The sequence below is a fragment of the Caballeronia sp. KNU42 genome, from assembly GCF_053760385.1.
Map to the genome: position 1 here is coordinate 2,870,062 of NZ_CM132388.1, position 17,662 is coordinate 2,887,723.

General features: G+C 59.8%; 15 protein-coding genes, 1 tRNA gene, 1 pseudogene and 2 riboswitches. Of the genes and pseudogenes, 10 read left to right on the forward strand and 7 right to left on the reverse strand.

The features are described 5' to 3' along the window. The first annotated feature begins 227 nt into the window (after positions 1–227). Positions 228–1,310 carry a Rieske 2Fe-2S domain-containing protein gene (locus ACSOSP_RS12910; RefSeq protein WP_455307181.1) on the forward strand — a complete coding sequence of 361 codons (1,083 nt, stop codon included), beginning with the start codon at positions 228–230 and terminating at the stop codon, positions 1,308–1,310. Position 1,311: 1 nt separating this feature from the next. Here the strand turns inward: ACSOSP_RS12910 and ACSOSP_RS12915 are convergent, their stop codons facing one another. The 4 genes from ACSOSP_RS12915 to ACSOSP_RS12930 form a co-directional block, all read right to left on the reverse strand. Further along, positions 1,312–2,586: a type II toxin-antitoxin system HipA family toxin gene (locus ACSOSP_RS12915; RefSeq protein ID WP_455307183.1), complete on the reverse strand. Its 1,275-nt coding sequence runs from the start codon at positions 2,584–2,586 to the stop codon at positions 1,312–1,314. Beyond that, entirely contained in the window at positions 2,586–2,963 is a 378-nt protein-coding gene (locus tag ACSOSP_RS12920; protein ID WP_455307185.1) for a helix-turn-helix transcriptional regulator, read from the reverse strand. Before ACSOSP_RS12920 ends, ACSOSP_RS12915 begins: the two co-directional genes overlap by 1 nt. Positions 2,964–3,378: 415 nt before the next feature. Then, the gene (locus ACSOSP_RS12925; protein ID WP_455307187.1) at positions 3,379–3,798 is read right to left on the reverse strand and encodes a hypothetical protein; all 420 of its coding nucleotides are present in this window, start codon (positions 3,796–3,798) and stop codon (positions 3,379–3,381) included. A gap of 567 nt (positions 3,799–4,365) precedes the next feature. Beyond that, positions 4,366–4,710, reverse strand: coding sequence for a hypothetical protein (locus ACSOSP_RS12930; protein WP_455307189.1), 345 nt, complete (start codon positions 4,708–4,710; stop codon positions 4,366–4,368). A gap of 152 nt (positions 4,711–4,862) precedes the next feature. Between ACSOSP_RS12930 and ACSOSP_RS12935 the strand changes: the two genes are divergently transcribed. Both ACSOSP_RS12935 and ACSOSP_RS12940 read left to right on the forward strand, forming a co-directional pair. Next, positions 4,863–5,075, forward strand: coding sequence for an AbrB/MazE/SpoVT family DNA-binding domain-containing protein (locus ACSOSP_RS12935; RefSeq protein ID WP_455307191.1), 213 nt, complete (start codon positions 4,863–4,865; stop codon positions 5,073–5,075). 148 nt (positions 5,076–5,223) lie between these two features. Further along, positions 5,224–5,412, forward strand: a pseudogene (locus tag ACSOSP_RS12940) (PIN domain-containing protein); the annotation flags it as partial. A gap of 123 nt (positions 5,413–5,535) precedes the next feature. Here ACSOSP_RS12940 and ACSOSP_RS12945 read toward each other — a convergent pair. Then, positions 5,536–5,611 (reverse strand) — tRNA-Arg (locus tag ACSOSP_RS12945). A 322-nt stretch (positions 5,612–5,933) separates the two neighbouring features. Between ACSOSP_RS12945 and ACSOSP_RS12950 the strand changes: the two genes are divergently transcribed. Then, the gene (locus ACSOSP_RS12950) at positions 5,934–6,845 is read left to right on the forward strand and encodes a c-type cytochrome (protein ID WP_455307193.1); all 912 of its coding nucleotides are present in this window, start codon (positions 5,934–5,936) and stop codon (positions 6,843–6,845) included. Between the two features lie 81 nt (positions 6,846–6,926). Here the strand turns inward: ACSOSP_RS12950 and ACSOSP_RS12955 are convergent, their stop codons facing one another. Beyond that, complete coding sequence (locus ACSOSP_RS12955; RefSeq protein WP_455307195.1) at positions 6,927–9,032, reverse strand: UvrD-helicase domain-containing protein; 2,106 nt, start codon at positions 9,030–9,032, stop codon at positions 6,927–6,929. 281 nt (positions 9,033–9,313) lie between these two features. On the opposite strand from ACSOSP_RS12955, the gene ACSOSP_RS12960 reads away from it, so the two are divergent. Then, complete coding sequence (locus ACSOSP_RS12960) at positions 9,314–10,357, forward strand: oxidoreductase (protein WP_455307196.1); 1,044 nt, start codon at positions 9,314–9,316, stop codon at positions 10,355–10,357. 152 nt (positions 10,358–10,509) lie between these two features. Further along, on the forward strand, positions 10,510–10,887 hold the full coding sequence (locus ACSOSP_RS12965; protein WP_455307198.1) for a hypothetical protein: 378 nt from the start codon (positions 10,510–10,512) through the stop codon (positions 10,885–10,887). Between the two features lie 49 nt (positions 10,888–10,936). Here the strand turns inward: ACSOSP_RS12965 and ACSOSP_RS12970 are convergent, their stop codons facing one another. Next, the gene (locus tag ACSOSP_RS12970; RefSeq protein ID WP_455307200.1) at positions 10,937–11,536 is read right to left on the reverse strand and encodes a TetR/AcrR family transcriptional regulator; all 600 of its coding nucleotides are present in this window, start codon (positions 11,534–11,536) and stop codon (positions 10,937–10,939) included. 118 nt (positions 11,537–11,654) lie between these two features. On the opposite strand from ACSOSP_RS12970, the gene ACSOSP_RS12975 reads away from it, so the two are divergent. The 4 genes from ACSOSP_RS12975 to gcvP all read left to right on the forward strand — a co-directional run bounded on the left by ACSOSP_RS12975 (position 11,655) and on the right by gcvP (position 17,615). Next, complete coding sequence (locus tag ACSOSP_RS12975) at positions 11,655–12,569, forward strand: ABC transporter six-transmembrane domain-containing protein (protein WP_455307202.1); 915 nt, start codon at positions 11,655–11,657, stop codon at positions 12,567–12,569. A 44-nt stretch (positions 12,570–12,613) separates the two neighbouring features. After that, a riboswitch (glycine riboswitch) is annotated at positions 12,614–12,737 on the forward strand. Between the two features lie 45 nt (positions 12,738–12,782). Next, a riboswitch (glycine riboswitch) is annotated at positions 12,783–12,917 on the forward strand. Positions 12,918–13,047: 130 nt separating this feature from the next. After that, a complete protein-coding gene (gcvT, locus tag ACSOSP_RS12980) occupies positions 13,048–14,172 on the forward strand; it encodes a glycine cleavage system aminomethyltransferase GcvT (RefSeq protein WP_455307204.1) in 1,125 nt (374 codons plus the stop codon). 66 nt (positions 14,173–14,238) lie between these two features. Beyond that, on the forward strand, positions 14,239–14,619 hold the full coding sequence (gene gcvH, locus ACSOSP_RS12985; protein WP_455307206.1) for a glycine cleavage system protein GcvH: 381 nt from the start codon (positions 14,239–14,241) through the stop codon (positions 14,617–14,619). 68 nt (positions 14,620–14,687) lie between these two features. Further along, positions 14,688–17,615, forward strand: coding sequence for an aminomethyl-transferring glycine dehydrogenase (gene gcvP, locus ACSOSP_RS12990; RefSeq protein WP_455307208.1), 2,928 nt, complete (start codon positions 14,688–14,690; stop codon positions 17,613–17,615). Positions 17,616–17,662: the final 47 nt, after the last annotated feature.

The window sequence follows — 17,662 nt, forward strand, 5'->3', positions numbered from 1 at the left end:
TCGTACTGCGTCGTTGAAAAGTGACCGAAAAGCGCACGAATCGGCTAGATTCATGGCTGATTAATGCTGACTTGTTGCGATCGATTTCGAACGGAGCGGGATGCATTCAGCACGTTAGGGTGTTTTGGCGGCTTGCGGTTCTGTCCGGCTTCATTTCGAATCGATGTTTGTCGGGTTGGTTGATCGTTAGTTGATCGTTATTTACTAAGCAGGTTTTTCGACGTCCGATGCAACCCTCTGAATTTGCTTCTTCCGCTGGCAGCGTGAGTGCTGCCGATGACGCCCACTCCGTGCCCGATGCCGCGCTGCTCGGCGAATGGCTGCCTGTCTGTAATAGCGCCGATGTGCCCGCCGGGGAATTGCGTGGGTTTGTGGTGGCAGGGGAGCGGCTGGTGGTCTGGCGCGACGCATCGGTATCTGACGATCCGGCAGCGCAGCCCGATATTTCCACCGATGTCCACGTCTGGCGCGACCGTTGTCCGCATCGTGGAGCGCAGTTGTCGATGGGCTCGGTGACGGGCGGCTTGCTTGCGTGCCCGTATCACGGCTGGCGCTATGACGTCGATGGCCAATGCATCCACATTCCCGCCAATTCTTCGATACGCCCCGCGAAGCGCGCTTGCGCGCGGACGTATCGCGTGGAGGAGAAATACGGCGTGGTGTGGACGTGCCTCGGCGAGCCCTCGCGTCCGCTTGATTTCTTTCCGGAGTACGACACGCCCGGTGTGCGCCGGATCAATCTTGCGGCGCAGATAGTGCGTTCATCGGCGCCGCGCGTGGTCGAGAATTTCCTCGATATGGCGCACTTCCCGTTCGTGCATACCGGCATTCTCGGCGATGCATCGCACGCAGAAGTGCAGGATTACGAAGTGATTGAAACGGAGGGAGGGCTTGAAGCGCGGCAGTGCCGGTTCTGGCAACCCGCTGGGTTGCCGGGACAGGAGGGCGTGGATATTGACTATGTGTATCGAGTTAAACGGCCGCTGGTGGCGAGTTTGTCGAAAGCGGCGCAGCACGGTGCGGGCGCGTTGCATCTGTTGCTGGTGGCATCGCCGGTGAGTGAAACGGAGACGCGGGCGTGGATGGTGTCGGTGTTCGAGGATGAAGTTTCGTTGTCCGACCAGGAACTGCACGACTTCAATATGCAGATATTGATGCAGGACACTCCGATCGTGGAATCGCAATGGCCGAAGCGGCTGCCGCTCGATCCGCAGGCGGAGTTGCATCAGGTTTGTGATCGAATGTCGGTGGGGTATAGGGGGTATTTGAGGGAGCGGGGGTGGGGGTATGGGACGGTGAAGCGACCTTGAGTCAGGCGCGCTGGTCTCCCGCGTCCAGAAACACCGACTCCATCCGTTGAACTTCCTGGCGCGACAGTTTCAACCGTGTTGCCTCTTCACGCCACCTGGCGACAACCTTGCGGATGTCAGCGGCGATCTCTTTGGCTTCCGGGTCGGTGAGCCGGTAGAACGCGGCCGTGTCCAGCACAGCGTCTATGTCCGGTACCGCGCTGTTCCCATCCAAGCTCAACGCGTGCTCCAGCTTGCTCGCATTCGGGTTGATATCGAATGCCGGAGACAGCCGCCAACCGGTAGCCTCGCGTATAAATCCGTGATTGCGCAAATGGTCGTCGCGATTACCTACCAGTACGTTGAATACGAGCCGTCGGTACAATTGCTCCAGATCGCCGCCTATATGCCCTTGCGCACCGCTGTCGGAAAGAAATTCTGCGAGATCGGGATACCCTGCGCTCGTGTCTCCGTCCTGACGCTCCAGCACGGTCATGGCGGATGCGTACATCCGCCGGCTACCATCGCTCCGGTCAAAACGCTCGACACAAAAGGTTCCATAGCCGGTACCCACATACTTCAACTCCGATTTGGGAACCCAGATACCTGCATCTCTCGCTAGACCATGAACCAAGTATTCCCACGCCCCGACGTCGTATCGGTCGTCTTTGGCCGGGAACTTGGCAATCCATAATTCGCTGCCCAAGTTGGTAAAGTTCGCCTTCGGCCGTGCGCCGCCCAGCGATGTGCCCGGTGCAATCAGCATTGCCAGCCATTGTTCGTATTCCGGCAATTTCTCAATGCCAACGTCTTCAATGCGCATCGCAATGTTAGCCAGCGTCCCCAGGTCAGTTACAGGCGGCGCTGCGTTAGCACTGTTGTCCTGGAATACCTTCTGCCCGTCCCGAAAGCGCAAAGCCCCGACGCGCGTCAAATCGTGGACGCCTAGCAGGAAGTCGATTTCCTGCAGATTGCGCATCGGCCGGTCTTCCTTGTCGGCCTGAACGGCTTCGCGGCGCTCCATCAATACGCGTCCCCATCGGTCAGGAGCGGAATCCATGAAGATCCCGAAAGCAACGGACTTGTCCGGAGGATATTGCTCCTCGGGATAAAGCTCCAGACGCGGGTCCAGCATGAACGCTTTGCCACCGTCCAACCACGATTGCGCGTAGGCGAACGGCGCGGGCAAACCGGTACGTTCGGCTTGCCGATAGAGCGTGCCAATCTGCTCCAGACCGCCTAGCTCCGAGCTGTCCAAAAATACCTCGAAGGGCGCTCGCGTTTTTCTGGTGCTCATTACGATTCCTCGGGCGGCGTTTCCGATGCCGGTTGCTCCGACAACACAGCGGGTTTCTTCGCGCGTGTCCTTTTGCCTGGCGAGATACGTGATGGCAGATTCAAATCTTGCAGCTTGCGGCCAAGCTCGTCGTCCCGCGCAACAGCGTCCATATCGGCATCGAGTCCAAGGATGCGAAGCGCGCGCATGTAGGTGCTTATCGCAATGTTTCCGTCGCCCTTTTCGAGACGACTGAGCGTATCGCGGGATACGCCCAAGCGCTCCGCAAAAAGGGATGTCGACATCCCGCGCCTCATGCGGGCGAGCTTCAATCGCTCCGCGAGGGCTCGAATCTGTCTTTCTACGGACGGAAATGGACGTTGGAATGTGCGCGGCATGTCCGATATTTTATGCGTTAATCATTATTGTGTCAAAAGTATCGGACAGAAATGCGTTTTTGAGTTATCAGATTATTTTCTTTATGTCCGATATTTCAGACACTAAATTGCTTTTTGATGGAAATATCGGACATTTCTGTGTCGACTTGCATGGCTACGAGGAGCCGACAATATCGTCGGGAGGGCAAGCAACACGGAGGATGGATTCGCGCTGCGCCTTATCACGTCTCAGAAATATCGCGTAATAAGCGCCCGAGCGGATTCGCAAAAGATCTCTAATACAAGGCCGTTAACGACGGTAGCGGCTACTGCACTCATCGGTCGTTCCAACAAGAATTCACACCAATCACTCGGAGCAATGCATGTCCATTTCAGCACTGACAGGATCGGCTGCTAGCGCCGAGCCGCGCGCGGTTCATCGCTCGCGGGCAAACCAACAAAACGGCGATAGTGCCGATTCTTCGTCAACCTCATCGACCAGCAGTAGCGGCGGCACAAACCCGCTGCTGCAGGCTATTTCCGCAGCGTTGTCGCAACTTGGATTGACGTCATCGAGCGACACGTCTTCGGCCAGTTCGAGCGCCGCTTCGACGGCCTCGACCGATTCAACTTCCAGCGCTTCGGCGCCGTCGGCGACCTCGGTAGCCGCAGCTCTGCAACAGTTTCTCGGCTCGTTGTTCCAGACGGCTGGGCAGCAGGGAAGCTCGGTCCCGACATCGACGAGCACCAGCGACACCGCCACTAGCGCTGTTTCGGCTACCGACGCGGCCAGTGCTGCTTCAACTGCGAACGCGGCGACCACCACGGCCGCGACAACCGCGCCCACTTCGCCCACTGGCGCAGCGCCGGCTCATTCGCACGGGCATCATCGGCATGGGGGCGGTGGCGGCGGTGATCTTGCGTCCCAAATCTCCGCGCTGGCTGATTCGTTGACGTCCAACTCAAGTAGCACTACGTCAACCACCGGCTCAACCAGTTCATCGTCCGATTCGAGCAGCGTCAGTGGTTTGACATCGGATTTTCAGAATCTGCTGTCGGCGTTGGGCTCGACGTCCGGAAGCTCGTCGAGCAGTGCGAATACTCAGTTGCAGACGTTCCTGCAGAGTCTTGCTAGCAACCTTCAGCAGCAAGGTGCGTCGGGCGCCACGGGGATGTTTGTTAATACGGCGGCTTGAGGTCAAGACCGGGCGAGGCGCGGTTGTCGTCTGGTCGCGACGTCGCACGCGTTCGGAGATGACGGCGCTGCTGGTTGCATCGCAACTTGCAGTGGTTTAGGCGCCGTTTTAGATGCGGTTCAAATGCGATGGGCGCGTGGCAGGAACGCGTTTGTATCGTTGCCCTATTGATGTCGCTGATGGGCGAACGTCCATGATTACGTCCTGCAATCTAATGCTCGACGTTGTCAGAGTGCATCGTGGCAAAGCGCCATCATCCTCTGCACCATTGTGCTCGAACCGTTGAGCTCCATTTCATCGGTGAAGAGTGCCTGCACGCTTGACAGCCGAACCGCGACTCCGGCCTCCAGCAAGTCTTTACTGGCGATCTTCAAGGCAAGTTGGCCCATGCGGACCCGATCGAGCCAGTGCATCTTCATCTGGTTCTTCTTCAGCCATCGACGGCAACATTCAACGACATGGTCCACGCGCCATTCTTGATGCAGGGCGTACGACGCCGCCGCAATCGCGACTAGGAAGCAGAGCAAGTCGGCACGCGCGCTGTCGTGCTCGGTAAGTTCAGGTTCGGTCATGCTTGTCGGCCCGCCTATGCTCGTTTATCAACATCACCAAATGTGGGCGCAGGCCCAAGAATCAAGATGGCCTGCCGTTCTGTCCATCTTGGCATGGCGCGGGAACAGATGCATCCTCACCAAGTTCATATCGATCTATAGAAGGTAAGGCAATGCCCGCCACTGCTACGCTCTCCAGCAAATTTCAGATCTGCATTCCCAAAGCAGTTCGCGAAGAACAGCATTGGGAGGTCGGACAAGAGTTCATGTTCATTCTAAAGGGCAAAGGCGTGCTGCTCATCCCCGTACCCGAATTGGAGCAACTGGTCGGCATCGCGAAGGGTGCAAGGAACGACGACTATCGTGACCGCGAGGACCGGTATTAATGGCGACATCAATGCGCGTGCCAATAGCTCGGCCCGGATCGAGTAGTTGGTCGACGGTACGTTAGGCAAGAAGCTGATTAAGGAATTTCCGGACAAGTCTCGCTGTATCGTGCCGACGATCGTACAGCTCGAATTGTCGAAATGACTAGTGCGCGAGGTTGGTGAAGAACAAGCCGACCAAGTCGTTGCATACACGCAGAAATGCAGGGTAGTACCGTTGGACACGGCCATCGCATTAGTGGCAGCCGAACTGCATCGGGAACACAAACTTGCGACGGCCGATGCGATCGTCTACGCGACAGCACGGCAGCAGGGTGCGGATTTGCTTACGTGTGACGCGCACTTTAACGGTCTGCCGGACACCGTGTTTTTCGCAAAGCCGGCGCGCTCTCGAGAACCTGCGCGGGCGCCGACATTTCCGATCCGACCGAGGACTATCACTCTAGATCGTTACGGAGATTGGTGCGCCCGGCTGGGATCGAACCAGCAACCCCTGCCTTCGGAGGGCAGTACTCTATCCATTGAGCTACGGGCGCGTATGACCGAGGGCACCGCGTTCCATATACAAAACAATGGAGGCAGGCCCGCTGCGAGTCCGAAACAATACCTGTTTTCCGCCGATCCGTCCACCGCAAGGACTAAGCCAACCGATCACCCGACCGTCAAACACCCCCGCCAACAGCACCGAAATTCGGGTTAACACGCGCGGTTACTGGCCTCTGCGGGCGCGCCGCCACGTAAACGTTCCGTCTATAATCGACCGTGCTGGTGAAAACGATCACGAACGCCCCGGAAAGTCGTTGTTGCTGTCAGGCTGTTGCTGAACCGACTCACAAATAAAAGGGAGACGAGACGAGCATGAGTGAAGCACCCCACGGAGTCCCGATCAAAACGCCTGGCCAACTCATTGCGGCAATAGTCGCCGGGTTCGCCGTCCCGATCGTCGTGATCATCCTGCTGGCCGTCTACGTCAATAACACGACGCGCACCGGCGCCGGCACCGATTCCCTCTCCGAAGCAGCCGTGGGCGCCCGCATCTCCCCCGTTGCGCAGGTCGATATACGCGACGCCAACACCCCCCACGTCTACAAATCCGGCGAAGAAGTCTTCAAGGCCGTCTGCACGACCTGCCACACGGCCGGCGTAGCGGGCGCACCCAAGTTCGGCAACGCCGGCGACTGGGCGCCCCGCATTGCGGAAGGCTACGACACCCTGCTCCACAACGCGCTCAACGGCAAAGGCGGCATGCCCGCACGCGGCGGCACCAGCCCCGACGACTATAGCGACTTCGAAATCGCCCGGGCAGTCGTCTATATGGCTAACGACGCAGGGGCAAAATTCGCCGAACCCGCGCAACCGGCGCCAGGCGCGCCAGCGGGCGCATCGGCACCGGCGGCAGCACCGGCGAGCGGAGCGGCAGCAGGCGCGGCCTCGACCGACAACGCCCAGGCCGCCGCCGCAGTCGCAGCGCTGGCGAACGTGCCTCAAGCAAGCTCGGGCGCGGCGGCAGGCACAGAAAGCGCGGACGCATCGCAGGCTGGCAAGACGCTCTACACGCAGGTCTGCCAGGCCTGTCACGCAGCCGGCGTGCTCAACGCGCCGAAATTTGGCGACAAGGACGCCTGGGCCCCGCGCCTGAAAGAACCGATCGACACCGTCTACAACTACGCGCTGCACGGCAAGGGCGCGATGCCGCCCAAGGGTGGATCGAATGCATCCGATGCCGACGTGAAAGCCGCCGTCGATTACATGGTCGCAGCCGCCAAATAGCCGCTATCCATCACGCGACGCCAACAAAAAACCCTGCGCAAAACGCAGGGTTTTTCAATTGAGCCGCCGAGCGACCAACAATCAAGCCGGCTTTTGCAGCAACTCTTTCAGCCGCGCCATCCGGTCCTTCGGCGACATCGGCGCTTCCTCTTCCGTCGGTGGCGGGGCATCGTCGAGAAGCATTTCCGGGATAAACCGCGACGCTTCGCACACCACTGTCTCGCGCGCCCGCTTGCGCTTCTTGCACCAGTTCACATGAAGGCTGCGCTGCGCCCGCGTGATCGCGACATACATCAGCCGCCGCTCTTCTTCTATCCGGCCAGTGTCGACCGGCGCGTCCGCGTCGGCATCGGGATTGCCACGGTGCGGCATGATCCCCTCCTCCACGCCGACCAAAAATACGTGCGGATACTCAAGCCCCTTTGACGCATGCACCGTCGTCAGCCGCACGGCATCGGGGTTTTCATCCTTGCCTTCGAGCATCGACATCAGCGCAACGGTCTGGATCAGCCCAAGCAGGTTCTTGCCTTCATCGCCGAAACCATCGGCGTTGTCGTAGCCCGTGGCCTCCGAATCTTCCGACGGCTCCGCCTCCGGCTTCGTGCCCTTTTTCTTCAGCCACTCGCAGAATTCCAGTACGTTCTGCCACTTCGATTGCGCCTGACGTTCGTCGTGAGCATCGTAGAGATAGGCCTCGTAATGGATCGCCTCCATCATGTCATCGAGCACCTGGGTGGCCGGATCACGCCCCGCCCGATCGGCCAAGCGCTGCATCCATTCGCAAAACGCGCGCAACGGCTCGACCTGCCGCGCCGACAATCGCGCTTCAATGCCGCCCATGAAAACGGCCTCGAACAGCGACACCTTCGCCTGCCCCGCGAACGATCCCAGCGCCTCGAGCGTGGTATTGCCAACGCCCCGCCGCGGCGTGGTGATCGCGCGGATAAACGCAGGATCGTCGTCGGGATTCGCGATCAGCCGCAAATAAGCGACGATGTCCTTGATCTCGGCTTTATCGAAGAATGACTGGCCGCCTGACAGCACGTACGGAATCCGCTCCCGCCGCAGCACCTGTTCGAAGATCCGCGCCTGAAAATTCCCACGATACAAAATGGCGTAATCGCGAAACGCCGCGCGCCGCTCGAACTTATGCGCCGACAGCCTGAACACCACCGATTCCGCTTCGTGCTCTTCGTCGTTACAAGCCGTCACGGTGATCGAATCGCCCATGCCGTGTTCGGACCACAGCTTCTTCTCGAAGAGCTTTGGATTGTTCGCAATCACGTTGTTGGCGGCCGTCAGGATGCGCACGGTCGACCGATAGTTCTGCTCCAACTTCACCACATGCAGCTTCGGAAAGTCCTTTCCCAACTGCGCAAGGTTTTCCAGCGTTGCGCCGCGCCAGCCGTAAATGGCCTGGTCGTCATCGCCCACGGCCGTAAACGCCGCACGCGGACCGGCCAGCAGCTTCAGCAGTTCGTACTGGCAGGTGTTCGTGTCCTGATATTCATCGATCAGCAAATAACGCAGCCGGTTCTGCCACTTTTCGCGAACCTGCTCGTTCTCCGCAAAAAGCTGTGCGGGCTTCAGGATCAGATCGTCGAAATCGAGCGCCTGGTAAGCGTGCAGCGTCGCCACATAGCTTCGAAACACAATGGCCGCCTGCATCTCGTCCTCGTTCGACGCGCTCGCCGACGCCTGATCCGGCGACATCATGCCGTTTTTCCACAGCGAGATAATCGACTGGACCTTGCGGATCAGGCCTTTGTCGGTTGTTCCGAGCTGTTCCTGGACGAGGCCGAAACAATCGCTGGAATCCATGATCGAAAACTGCGGTTTCAGCCCGACATGCTCCGCTTCCTGCCGCATGATCTGCACGCCAAGCGAGTGGAATGTGGAGATGGTCAACTGGTTCACCGGCACCCGGCGGCCTTCCTTGCCGGGCGTGGTGAGCGTCTTCCCTTCGAGCAGCTTGGCCGTGCGCTCGCGCATTTCGAGCGCGGCCTTGTTCGTGAAGGTCAGCGCGGCAATGTGCTTCGGCTCGAAGCCCTTGCCTTCGATCAGATGGGCAATCTTCTGGGTGATCACGCGTGTCTTGCCGCTGCCGGCGCCGGCAAGCACAAGACATGGGCCATCGAGATAGCGCACCGCTTCGGATTGCGCGGCGTTCATACCTGCTGCGGACATCGTTCGGACACTTTGAGATGCGTAAATCGGGCGGACGTTTCGGCTGCCGGAAGTACGCGATGGTGAGCAAGAAGGTGAGCAAAATTGCGCCCCTCGCAAGCGGGCGCAATTTCGAGAGCGCGATGTTAACACGGAAGAAACCATCGCCCGAAAGCGATGGTTCTGGCCCTTTCGGCAGCCCGTGCTCAAGCACCGCGCGAAGTTCCAGCCCCGTTTCAACCCGATCCGCCATTTCAGGCCCGTGCCACAATACTGGCATCGCCAACCAACAGGATGCCCGCATGACAGCACTTCTAAAAGTAGGCCTGATGGGCTATGGCTTTGCCGGCGAAATTTTTCACGCGCCGGTAATAGACCATTGCGGCCGCGCCTCGGTGTTCGCCATTGCCACCGGCAAGCCCGAGCGCGCGCAGGCTGATTACCCGAACGCGACGATCGTCGAAGATTTCGACGCGCTGCTCGCCCTCGATGAACTCGATTGCATCGTCATCGCCACACCGAACGACACCCATTTCGATCTCGCCAAAAAAGCGCTGGAAGCGGGCAAGAGCGTGGTGGTCGACAAGCCCGTCACCCTCTCCGGCGCCGATGCAAAAACCCTCGCCGATTTGTCCCAAACGCGCGGATTGCTGTTCGCGCCGTTCCACAATCGTCGCTGGGATGGCGATTTCATGACAGTGCGCGCGTTGATCGAAAGCGGCCGGCTTGGGCGCGTGACGCACTATGAATCGCATTTCGATCGCTTCCGGCCGAAAGTGCCGCAGCGCTGGCGCGAGGAAGCGTCACGCGGCGGTGGCTTGTTGTTCGATCTCGGACCGCATCTCATCGATCAGGCGTTGGCTCTGTTTGGCCGGCCAAAAACCATTTTCGCCAGCGTCAACGCGCACCGCGATCACGCGAGCGCGCCGGATTACGTTCATCTATTGCTCGGCTATGAAGACAAGGAAATCGTGCTGCACGCAACCGCCTTGGCCGCGCTGGAACCGCCGCGCTTCGCCATTCACGGCACCCGCGGCAGCTATGTGAAAACGGGTCTCGATGTGCAGGAAGACCAGCTCAAAGCCGGTTTGCGCCCCGGCAATCCCGAATTCGGCCACAACCCGCCCGGCCTGCTTCGCGAAGTCGATGGCGATCACGACCTGCGCCAGGAATTTGCCACGCGTGACGGCGCCTATGTGGAGTTTTATCGAGCGCTGGCGGCATCGGTGCTTGAGGGCAAACCATTCCCGGTGACGTCGCAAGATGCCGTCGATGTCATGACCATCATCGACATCGCCATCCGCAGTAACGCAGAAGGTCGCCGCCTGGATTTCGTGCCGCTCTGACAAAGCGGCGATAACAAACGCCCCACGCAAGACTTTCAAACACACAGCGTTACATTTGCGCACCGCCCCGGCGTCAGCCGGCGCGGTGCGCGGACCGTTCTTCTCCAGTCGTCTTATCGTCTTATCCTAAAAACCAAACGAGGAGAATTTCAATGCTGACGCTAAAAGCAGGTATTACCCGAGTGCTGATTGGCGTGGCGCTGGCGGGATCGCTGGCGGCGTGTGTCGTCGAGCCGACGCGGCAGGTCGATGTCGTCCAGGCAGCACCGGCGCGCCCCGATCCGCATATGGAAGCGGTGCATCGGATGGATCAGGTCAACGGGCGCATCAACTCGCTTTGGCATCATGTCGATCAGCGCGTGAGCCAGGGCTTTTACCCGCCGCCACAAGGCGATGCGTTCCATCATCGGCTGGATCTAGTGCGTCAGGAATCGCGCGACATGGCCTCCCAGCATGGCGGCGGTTTGTCGGGTGAAGAACAGCACACGCTGAACGGCGAGCTGGACGGGTTGCAACGGGCGATTCAGTAAGCATTTTTATGTGCCGGACGACGGGCTCGCTACGCACGTGTCGTCCGGTTCATTGTTTGAGAGCGCTAAGCTCGAAGCCAAGCACCATCTCTGCTACTTCCACGACCTCCCCCAACGCCGCTTCAAAAGCCTCAATCGACGGCTGCAGCAACAGATCATCGGCGTAACCCATGGCCAGCGCAAAGATCTGCCGAGCCGCACGCTCCGGCGATGCGCATCGGAACACCTGCGCCTCCACACCCTTTTCGATAATTCCGCGCAGCAAACCTTGCCAGCGACTGATCTCGCTTAAATAAGCCTGCGCGAGTTCTGCGTCGTGCATGGCTTCGTCCCAGGCGTCGAGCCACAGTCCCCAACCATCACTTTTACTTTCCGGCAGGCACTCGCGGATAAAACCAAGCAACGCGTCGACCGGCGGTTTATCGATCAGGCGCGCGCAGGCTTCTTCAAGCTGCTCATCGGCGAAATGCACGAACGCCTCGCGGCGCAACTCGTTCCAGTCGCCAAAGTAGTGATAGATGTGACTGCGCGATAACCCCGCGTGCTCGGCGAGATCGCGCGTGGAAACATCGGCGAAACCCTTCTCGCGGAACAATTCAAGAGCGGCCGCAATGATCTGACCTTTGCGTTCGGGGGACGACCGCGACATGTTCGATTCCTTTCTTCAAGCGTTGATGGATTGACTGAACTTGCATTTTGAGCGACTGCTCAAGTATAATTTGAGCAGTCGCTCAAATTATAGCTGTGATTTTACTTAAGGCACGGTCATGTCATTCGTCACACCAGAAATCCGGATAGTTGAGAGCGAAAAACTCGCTCAGCAGTCCGCCACGTCCACGCTGAAAGCCATTGCCCGGGCGTATCCGGGCAAGCTGTTCTGCACGCTGTCACTCGTCGCGCTCGAGAACGCGTTGTTGCTCGCGTATCCGTTATTCGCTGGCTTCGCCGTCGACTCGATCATGCGCGGCGACGCTCATCACGCGTTGTTCTACGCGGTGATCGTTTTGGCGTTCTGGGCGGTCGGCGCTGCGCGCCGGGCCGTGGATACGCGCACCTTCACGCGGATCTACGCCGATCTGGCGGTGCCGGTGATTCTCAACCAGCGGCTGCAAAACCAAAGTACGTCGACGGCCGCGGCGCGCGTGGTGCTGGCTCGCGAGTTTGTCGACTTCTTCGAGAAACACGTGCCGACCATGGTGACCGCGTTTGTTTCCATCGTGGGCGCGGTTGCAATGCTGCTGGCAATCGAACCGTGGATCGGCGTCGCCAGCCTGGGGGGATTGCTGCTGTGCATAGCCTTGTTGCCGCGCTTCGCACGGCGCAATCAGGGCTTGCATCAGCGCCTGAATGACCGGCTGGAGAAGGAAATCGGCCTGGTCGCGAAAGTGGGGACGGTTACGTTGAAGCGGCACTATCGCGTGCTGTCCAAGCTCCGGATTCACCTGTCCAACCGCGAAGCCGCGGCGTTTCTCTTCGTCGGGTCTGTGGCGGCCGTGCTGTTTGTGATTGCCATCAGTCAATTGGCGCTGGCGCCGGCGGTGAAGGCCGGGCATGTGTACGCCGTGATGACGTATCTCTGGACCTTTGTCAGCAGTCTCGACGAAGCGCCGTATATGGTCGATCAGCTCGCACGTTTGCGCGATATCGGCAGGCGCGTGAATCCCGGGCTGGCGAAGGATTAAAGCCCCTCGCCGTTTGACAAGCTGAATTCGGTCGCGTAAATTCGCCGCACGCGTCGGGAGAGAGCGCTTGCTGTCGGTTGTTCGCATCGAGAACGACTTGGAAACAAGGCAAGCGCCGCCGAAGGGGCACACCCACAAACTCTCAGGCAAAAGGACCGGCCGCGTCGACGTTCCGTTTATGAATCGCGCCTTTTATCGGGCGCCAAAAACGGAAAGTCGAACTCTGGAGAGCGGCATCGGCTGATCAGGAAGCACCAGCCAGATGCCCACCGAAGGGGCGCGCGTTGTAAGTCAGATCATCGGCGAACAGCGTGCAATCTCTCAGGTACCGAGGACAGAGGGGTCATGTACCGAATCGCTGCGCGGTTTGGGCTTTGCAGGTCGCATTGACGTTATCCATGCAACCAAAAAGCCGAAATCCCGAGCGGCTTCGACGCATGGCCTTTTTTTGTTTTCGCGCACGCCCGAGGCCCGCTCCATGTCTGATCTTCAACACACGCCCTTGCACGCCACTCACCTTGCGCTCAACGCACGCATGGTCGATTTCGGCGGCTGGGACATGCCCGTCAATTACGGTTCGCAGATCGACGAACACCACGCGGTGCGCACCGACGCCGGCATGTTCGACGTGTCGCATATGCGCGTCGTCGATTTCACTGGCGATAAAGCCCGCGACTTCTTCAAGTACGCGATCGCCAACAGCGTCGACAAGCTCACCGTTCCAGGCAAGGCGCTGTATTCGTGCCTGCTGAACCCGGAAGGCGGCGTGATCGATGACCTGATCGTCTATTACTTCGCCGATGACAACTACCGCGTTGTAGTGAACGCTGGCACCGCGGAGAAGGACATCGCGTGGTTCGGCCATCTGAATGCCGAAGGCGGTTTCGGATTGACCATCACGCCGCGCCGCGATTTCTCGATCGTCGCCGTGCAAGGTCCGAACGCACGCGAAAAAGTCTGGCAAGTGCTGCCGGAAACCCGCGTCGCCACGGCGGAAATCAAACCCTTCAACGCCGTGCAATTCCCGGCCAGCTCATTCGGCGACGTCACGCTCGCGCGGACCGGCTACACGGGCGAAGACGGTTTCGAAATCATTGTTCCTGCGACGCAGGTCGTATCGTTCTGGAACGCGCTGATCGCGCAAGGCGTGAAGCCGGCCGGTCTCGGCGCACGCGACACGCTGCGTCTCGAAGCAGGCATGAACCTGTACGGTCAGGACATGGACGACACGGTTTCGCCGCTCGACGCAGGCCTCGCGTGGACCGTCGACCTTACCAACCCGGATCGCGCATTCGTCGGCCGCGCCGCGCTGGAAAAGAATGGATCGAAGGCGCGCTTTGTCGGCTTGATTCTGCAGAAGGAAAACGGCCGCGCCGGTGGCGTGCTTCGTGCTCACCAGAAAGTCGTCACGGCCGACGGCGAAGGCGAGATCACGAGCGGCACTTTCTCGCCGTCGATGCAGGAATCCATCGCGTTCGCCCGGGTGCCGGCGAGCGTGAAGCCGGGCGACAAAGTGCACGTCGTGATCCGCGACAAACAACTGCCGGCAAGCGTGGTAAAACTGCCTTTCGTGCGCAACGGCAAGGTGTTGGCGGCGCTTTAATCCGCCTGCAAACATCGGCCGAAAAAGCCACGCACGTCCACCCTCAATGACAACTGGAGCATCCGCATGAGCATCCCGGCCGAACTCAAATACACCGAATCGCACGAATGGGTACGCACCGAATCCGACGGCACCCTGACCATCGGTATTACGGATCACGCACAGGAAGCACTCGGCGATGTCGTGTTCATCGAATTGCCGCCGGTCGGTAAGACCGTTGCCGCCGGCGACGCCATCGCGGTGATCGAATCGGTGAAAGCAGCCTCTGATATCTACGCGCCCGTGGCCGGCGAAATCGTCGGCGCGAACGATGCGCTGACCGGCACGCCGGATCAGGTCAACGGCACGCCGTACGAAAGCTGGCTCTTCAAGATCAAGCCCGCCGCCGACGCCAAGACGGATCGGCTAATCGATGCCGCTGCATACGGCAACGCGATCGGCGAGTAATACTTTTCAACGACCGTGCGGCGTGCTTAAGCGCAATAGCGAACCAGGCCGCACCAGCAGGAATTCTCATGAAGCTCGAACACCCGGACCGTCTGATGAACCGCTCATCCTTGTCTCTCGCCGCGCTCGAATGCCACGATGCGTTCGCCCAGCGGCACATTGGCCCGGATGCGGCCGACCAGCACGCCATGCTCGAAGCGCTCGGTTTCGCATCGCGCGCGGCGTTCATCGACGCGGTGATTCCCGAAGCCATCCGGCGTAAAGAAACGCTGCCGCTCGGCGCGTTCACGCAGCCGAAAAGCGAAGCGGAAGCGCTGGCATCGCTGAGGAAGCTCGCGGATCAGAACCTGGTGTTCAGGAACTACATTGGGCAGGGTTATTACGGCACGCATACGCCTGCCGTGATCCTGCGTAACGTGCTTGAAAACCCGGCGTGGTACACGGCTTACACGCCGTATCAGCCGGAGATTTCGCAAGGCCGCCTGGAAGCGTTGCTCAACTTCCAGCAGATGATTATCGACCTCACGGGTCTGGCGATTTCGAACGCTTCATTGCTCGATGAAGCCACCGCCGCCGCCGAGGCCATGACGCTGCTGCAACGCGCGGGCAAGCCGAAATCGAACCTGTTTTATGTCGCCGACGACGTGCTGCCGCAGACCATCGAAGTCGTGCGAACGCGTGCAAAACCGGCGGGGATTGAAGTGAAAGTCGGCCCTGCCGCCGATGCCGCCACCGCCAACGCTTTCGGCGTGCTGCTGCAATACCCCGGCGCGAATGGCGATGTTCATGACTATCGCGCGTTGACTCAAGCTGTTCATGCGGCCGGTGGTTTTGTGATCGCCGCCGCCGATCTGCTCGCGCTCACGCTGCTCACGCCGCCGGGCGAATGGGGCGCTGATGTGGCTATCGGTAATACGCAGCGTTTTGGCGTACCGGTCGGTTTCGGCGGTCCGCACGCTGCGTACATGGCCGTACGCGATGACTTCAAGCGGCAAATGCCGGGGCGCTTGGTTGGCGTAACTGTCGATGCCCAAGGCAAGCACGCGCTGCGTCTCGCGCTGCAAACCCGCGAGCAACATATTCGCCGCGAAAAGGCGACATCGAATGTATGTACGGCGCAAGCTTTGCTCGCGATCATGGCCAGCATGTACGCCGTATATCACGGGCCGCAGGGTTTGAAAACCATCGCGTTGCGCGTGAATCGCGTGGCGTCGATTTTCGCTGCCGGCGCGTGCAAACTCGGCTACACGCTCGCAAACGAAACCTTCTTCGATACCGTCACCATCGTCAGCGGCACGAATACCACGGCGCTGCATCAGGCGGCCTCGGCGGTGCATGTGAACCTGCGTCACATCGATGCAACGCACGTAGGCGTTTCCGTCGATGAAACCACCACGCGCGACGACCTCCTGAAGCTCTTCGCGTTGTTCGCGGAAGTGGCGGGCAAGACGGAAACATTCGATATCGACGCACTCGATGCCGACGCAAAAGTCTCGCTGCCGAAAGCACTGGAACGCACGAGCGCCTACCTCACGCATCCGGTGTTCAACCGTCATCATTCCGAGCATGAAATGCTGCGCTACCTGCGCAGTCTGGCGGACAAAGATCTCGCACTCGATCGCACGATGATCCCGCTCGGTTCCTGCACGATGAAGCTGAACGCAACGTCAGAAATGTTGCCCGTGACGTGGCCCGAATTCGCGCAGATCCATCCGTTTGCACCGGGTGAGCAGACGGTCGGTTATCGCACGATGATCGATCAGCTCGAGCAAATGCTGGTGGCTTGCACCGGATACGCGGCTGTATCGCTGCAACCGAACGCCGGTTCGCAAGGCGAATACGCCGGCTTGCTCATCATCCACGCGTATCACGAATCGCGTGGCGAAGGGCATCGGAACATCTGTTTGATTCCATCGTCGGCGCATGGCACGAACCCGGCATCGGCGCAAATGGGCGGCATGCAGGTCGTGGTCGTTGCGTGCGATGAACAGGGCAACGTCGATATCGCCGACTTGAAGGCGAAGGCCGAAAAGCACGCCGACAAACTCGCCGCGATCATGATCACGTATCCGTCCACGCATGGCGTGTTCGAAGTGAACGTGCGCGAAATCTGCGAGATCGTGCATGCGCATGGCGGCCAGGTTTACGTCGATGGCGCGAACATGAACGCGATGGTCGGCCTGACCGCACCGGGTCAGTTCGGCGGCGATGTCTCGCACCTGAACCTGCATAAAACCTTCTGCATTCCGCATGGCGGCGGCGGACCAGGCGTGGGTCCGGTCGCGGTCGGAGCACATCTCGCCAAGTTCCTGCCGAACCAGCATTCGACTGGCTACCAGCGCGATGCAGCCGGGATTGGCGCTGTATCGTCGGCGCCTTATGGCTCGGCCGCCATCCTGCCGATCTCGTGGATGTACATCGCGATGATGGGCGCGCAAGGCCTGACCAACGCCACCGAAAGCGCGATTCTCGCGGCGAACTATGTGGCGAACCGGCTCGCGCCGCATTACCCCGTTCTGTACAGCGGCGCGGGCGGCCTGGTCGCGCACGAGTGCATTCTCGATCTGCGGCCGTTGAAAGAAACCAGCGGCATTTCGGTCGATGATGTCGCCAAGCGCCTGATCGACTACGGTTTCCATGCGCCGACCATGAGCTTCCCGGTGCCGGGCACGCTGATGGTCGAGCCGACGGAGTCCGAATCGAAAGAGGAGCTGGATCGGTTTATCGACGCAATGATCGCCATTCGCGATGAAATTCGCGCGGTGGAAGAAGGCAAGTCGGATCGCGAAGACAATCCGCTGAAGAACGCGCCGCACACGGCAGCGGTTGTTGTCGCCGATGGCTGGAGCCACGCCTACTCGCGTGAAACGGCGGCGTATCCGCTGACGTCGTTGATCGCGCGCAAGTACTGGCCGCCGGTCGGCCGCGCCGACAACGCCTACGGCGACCGCAACCTGTTCTGTTCGTGCATTCCGTTGTCCGAGTACGACGAATAAGCAGCGAATAAGCATGGGTTTCAACTGTCCGGCTTCTTCTCAGAGCC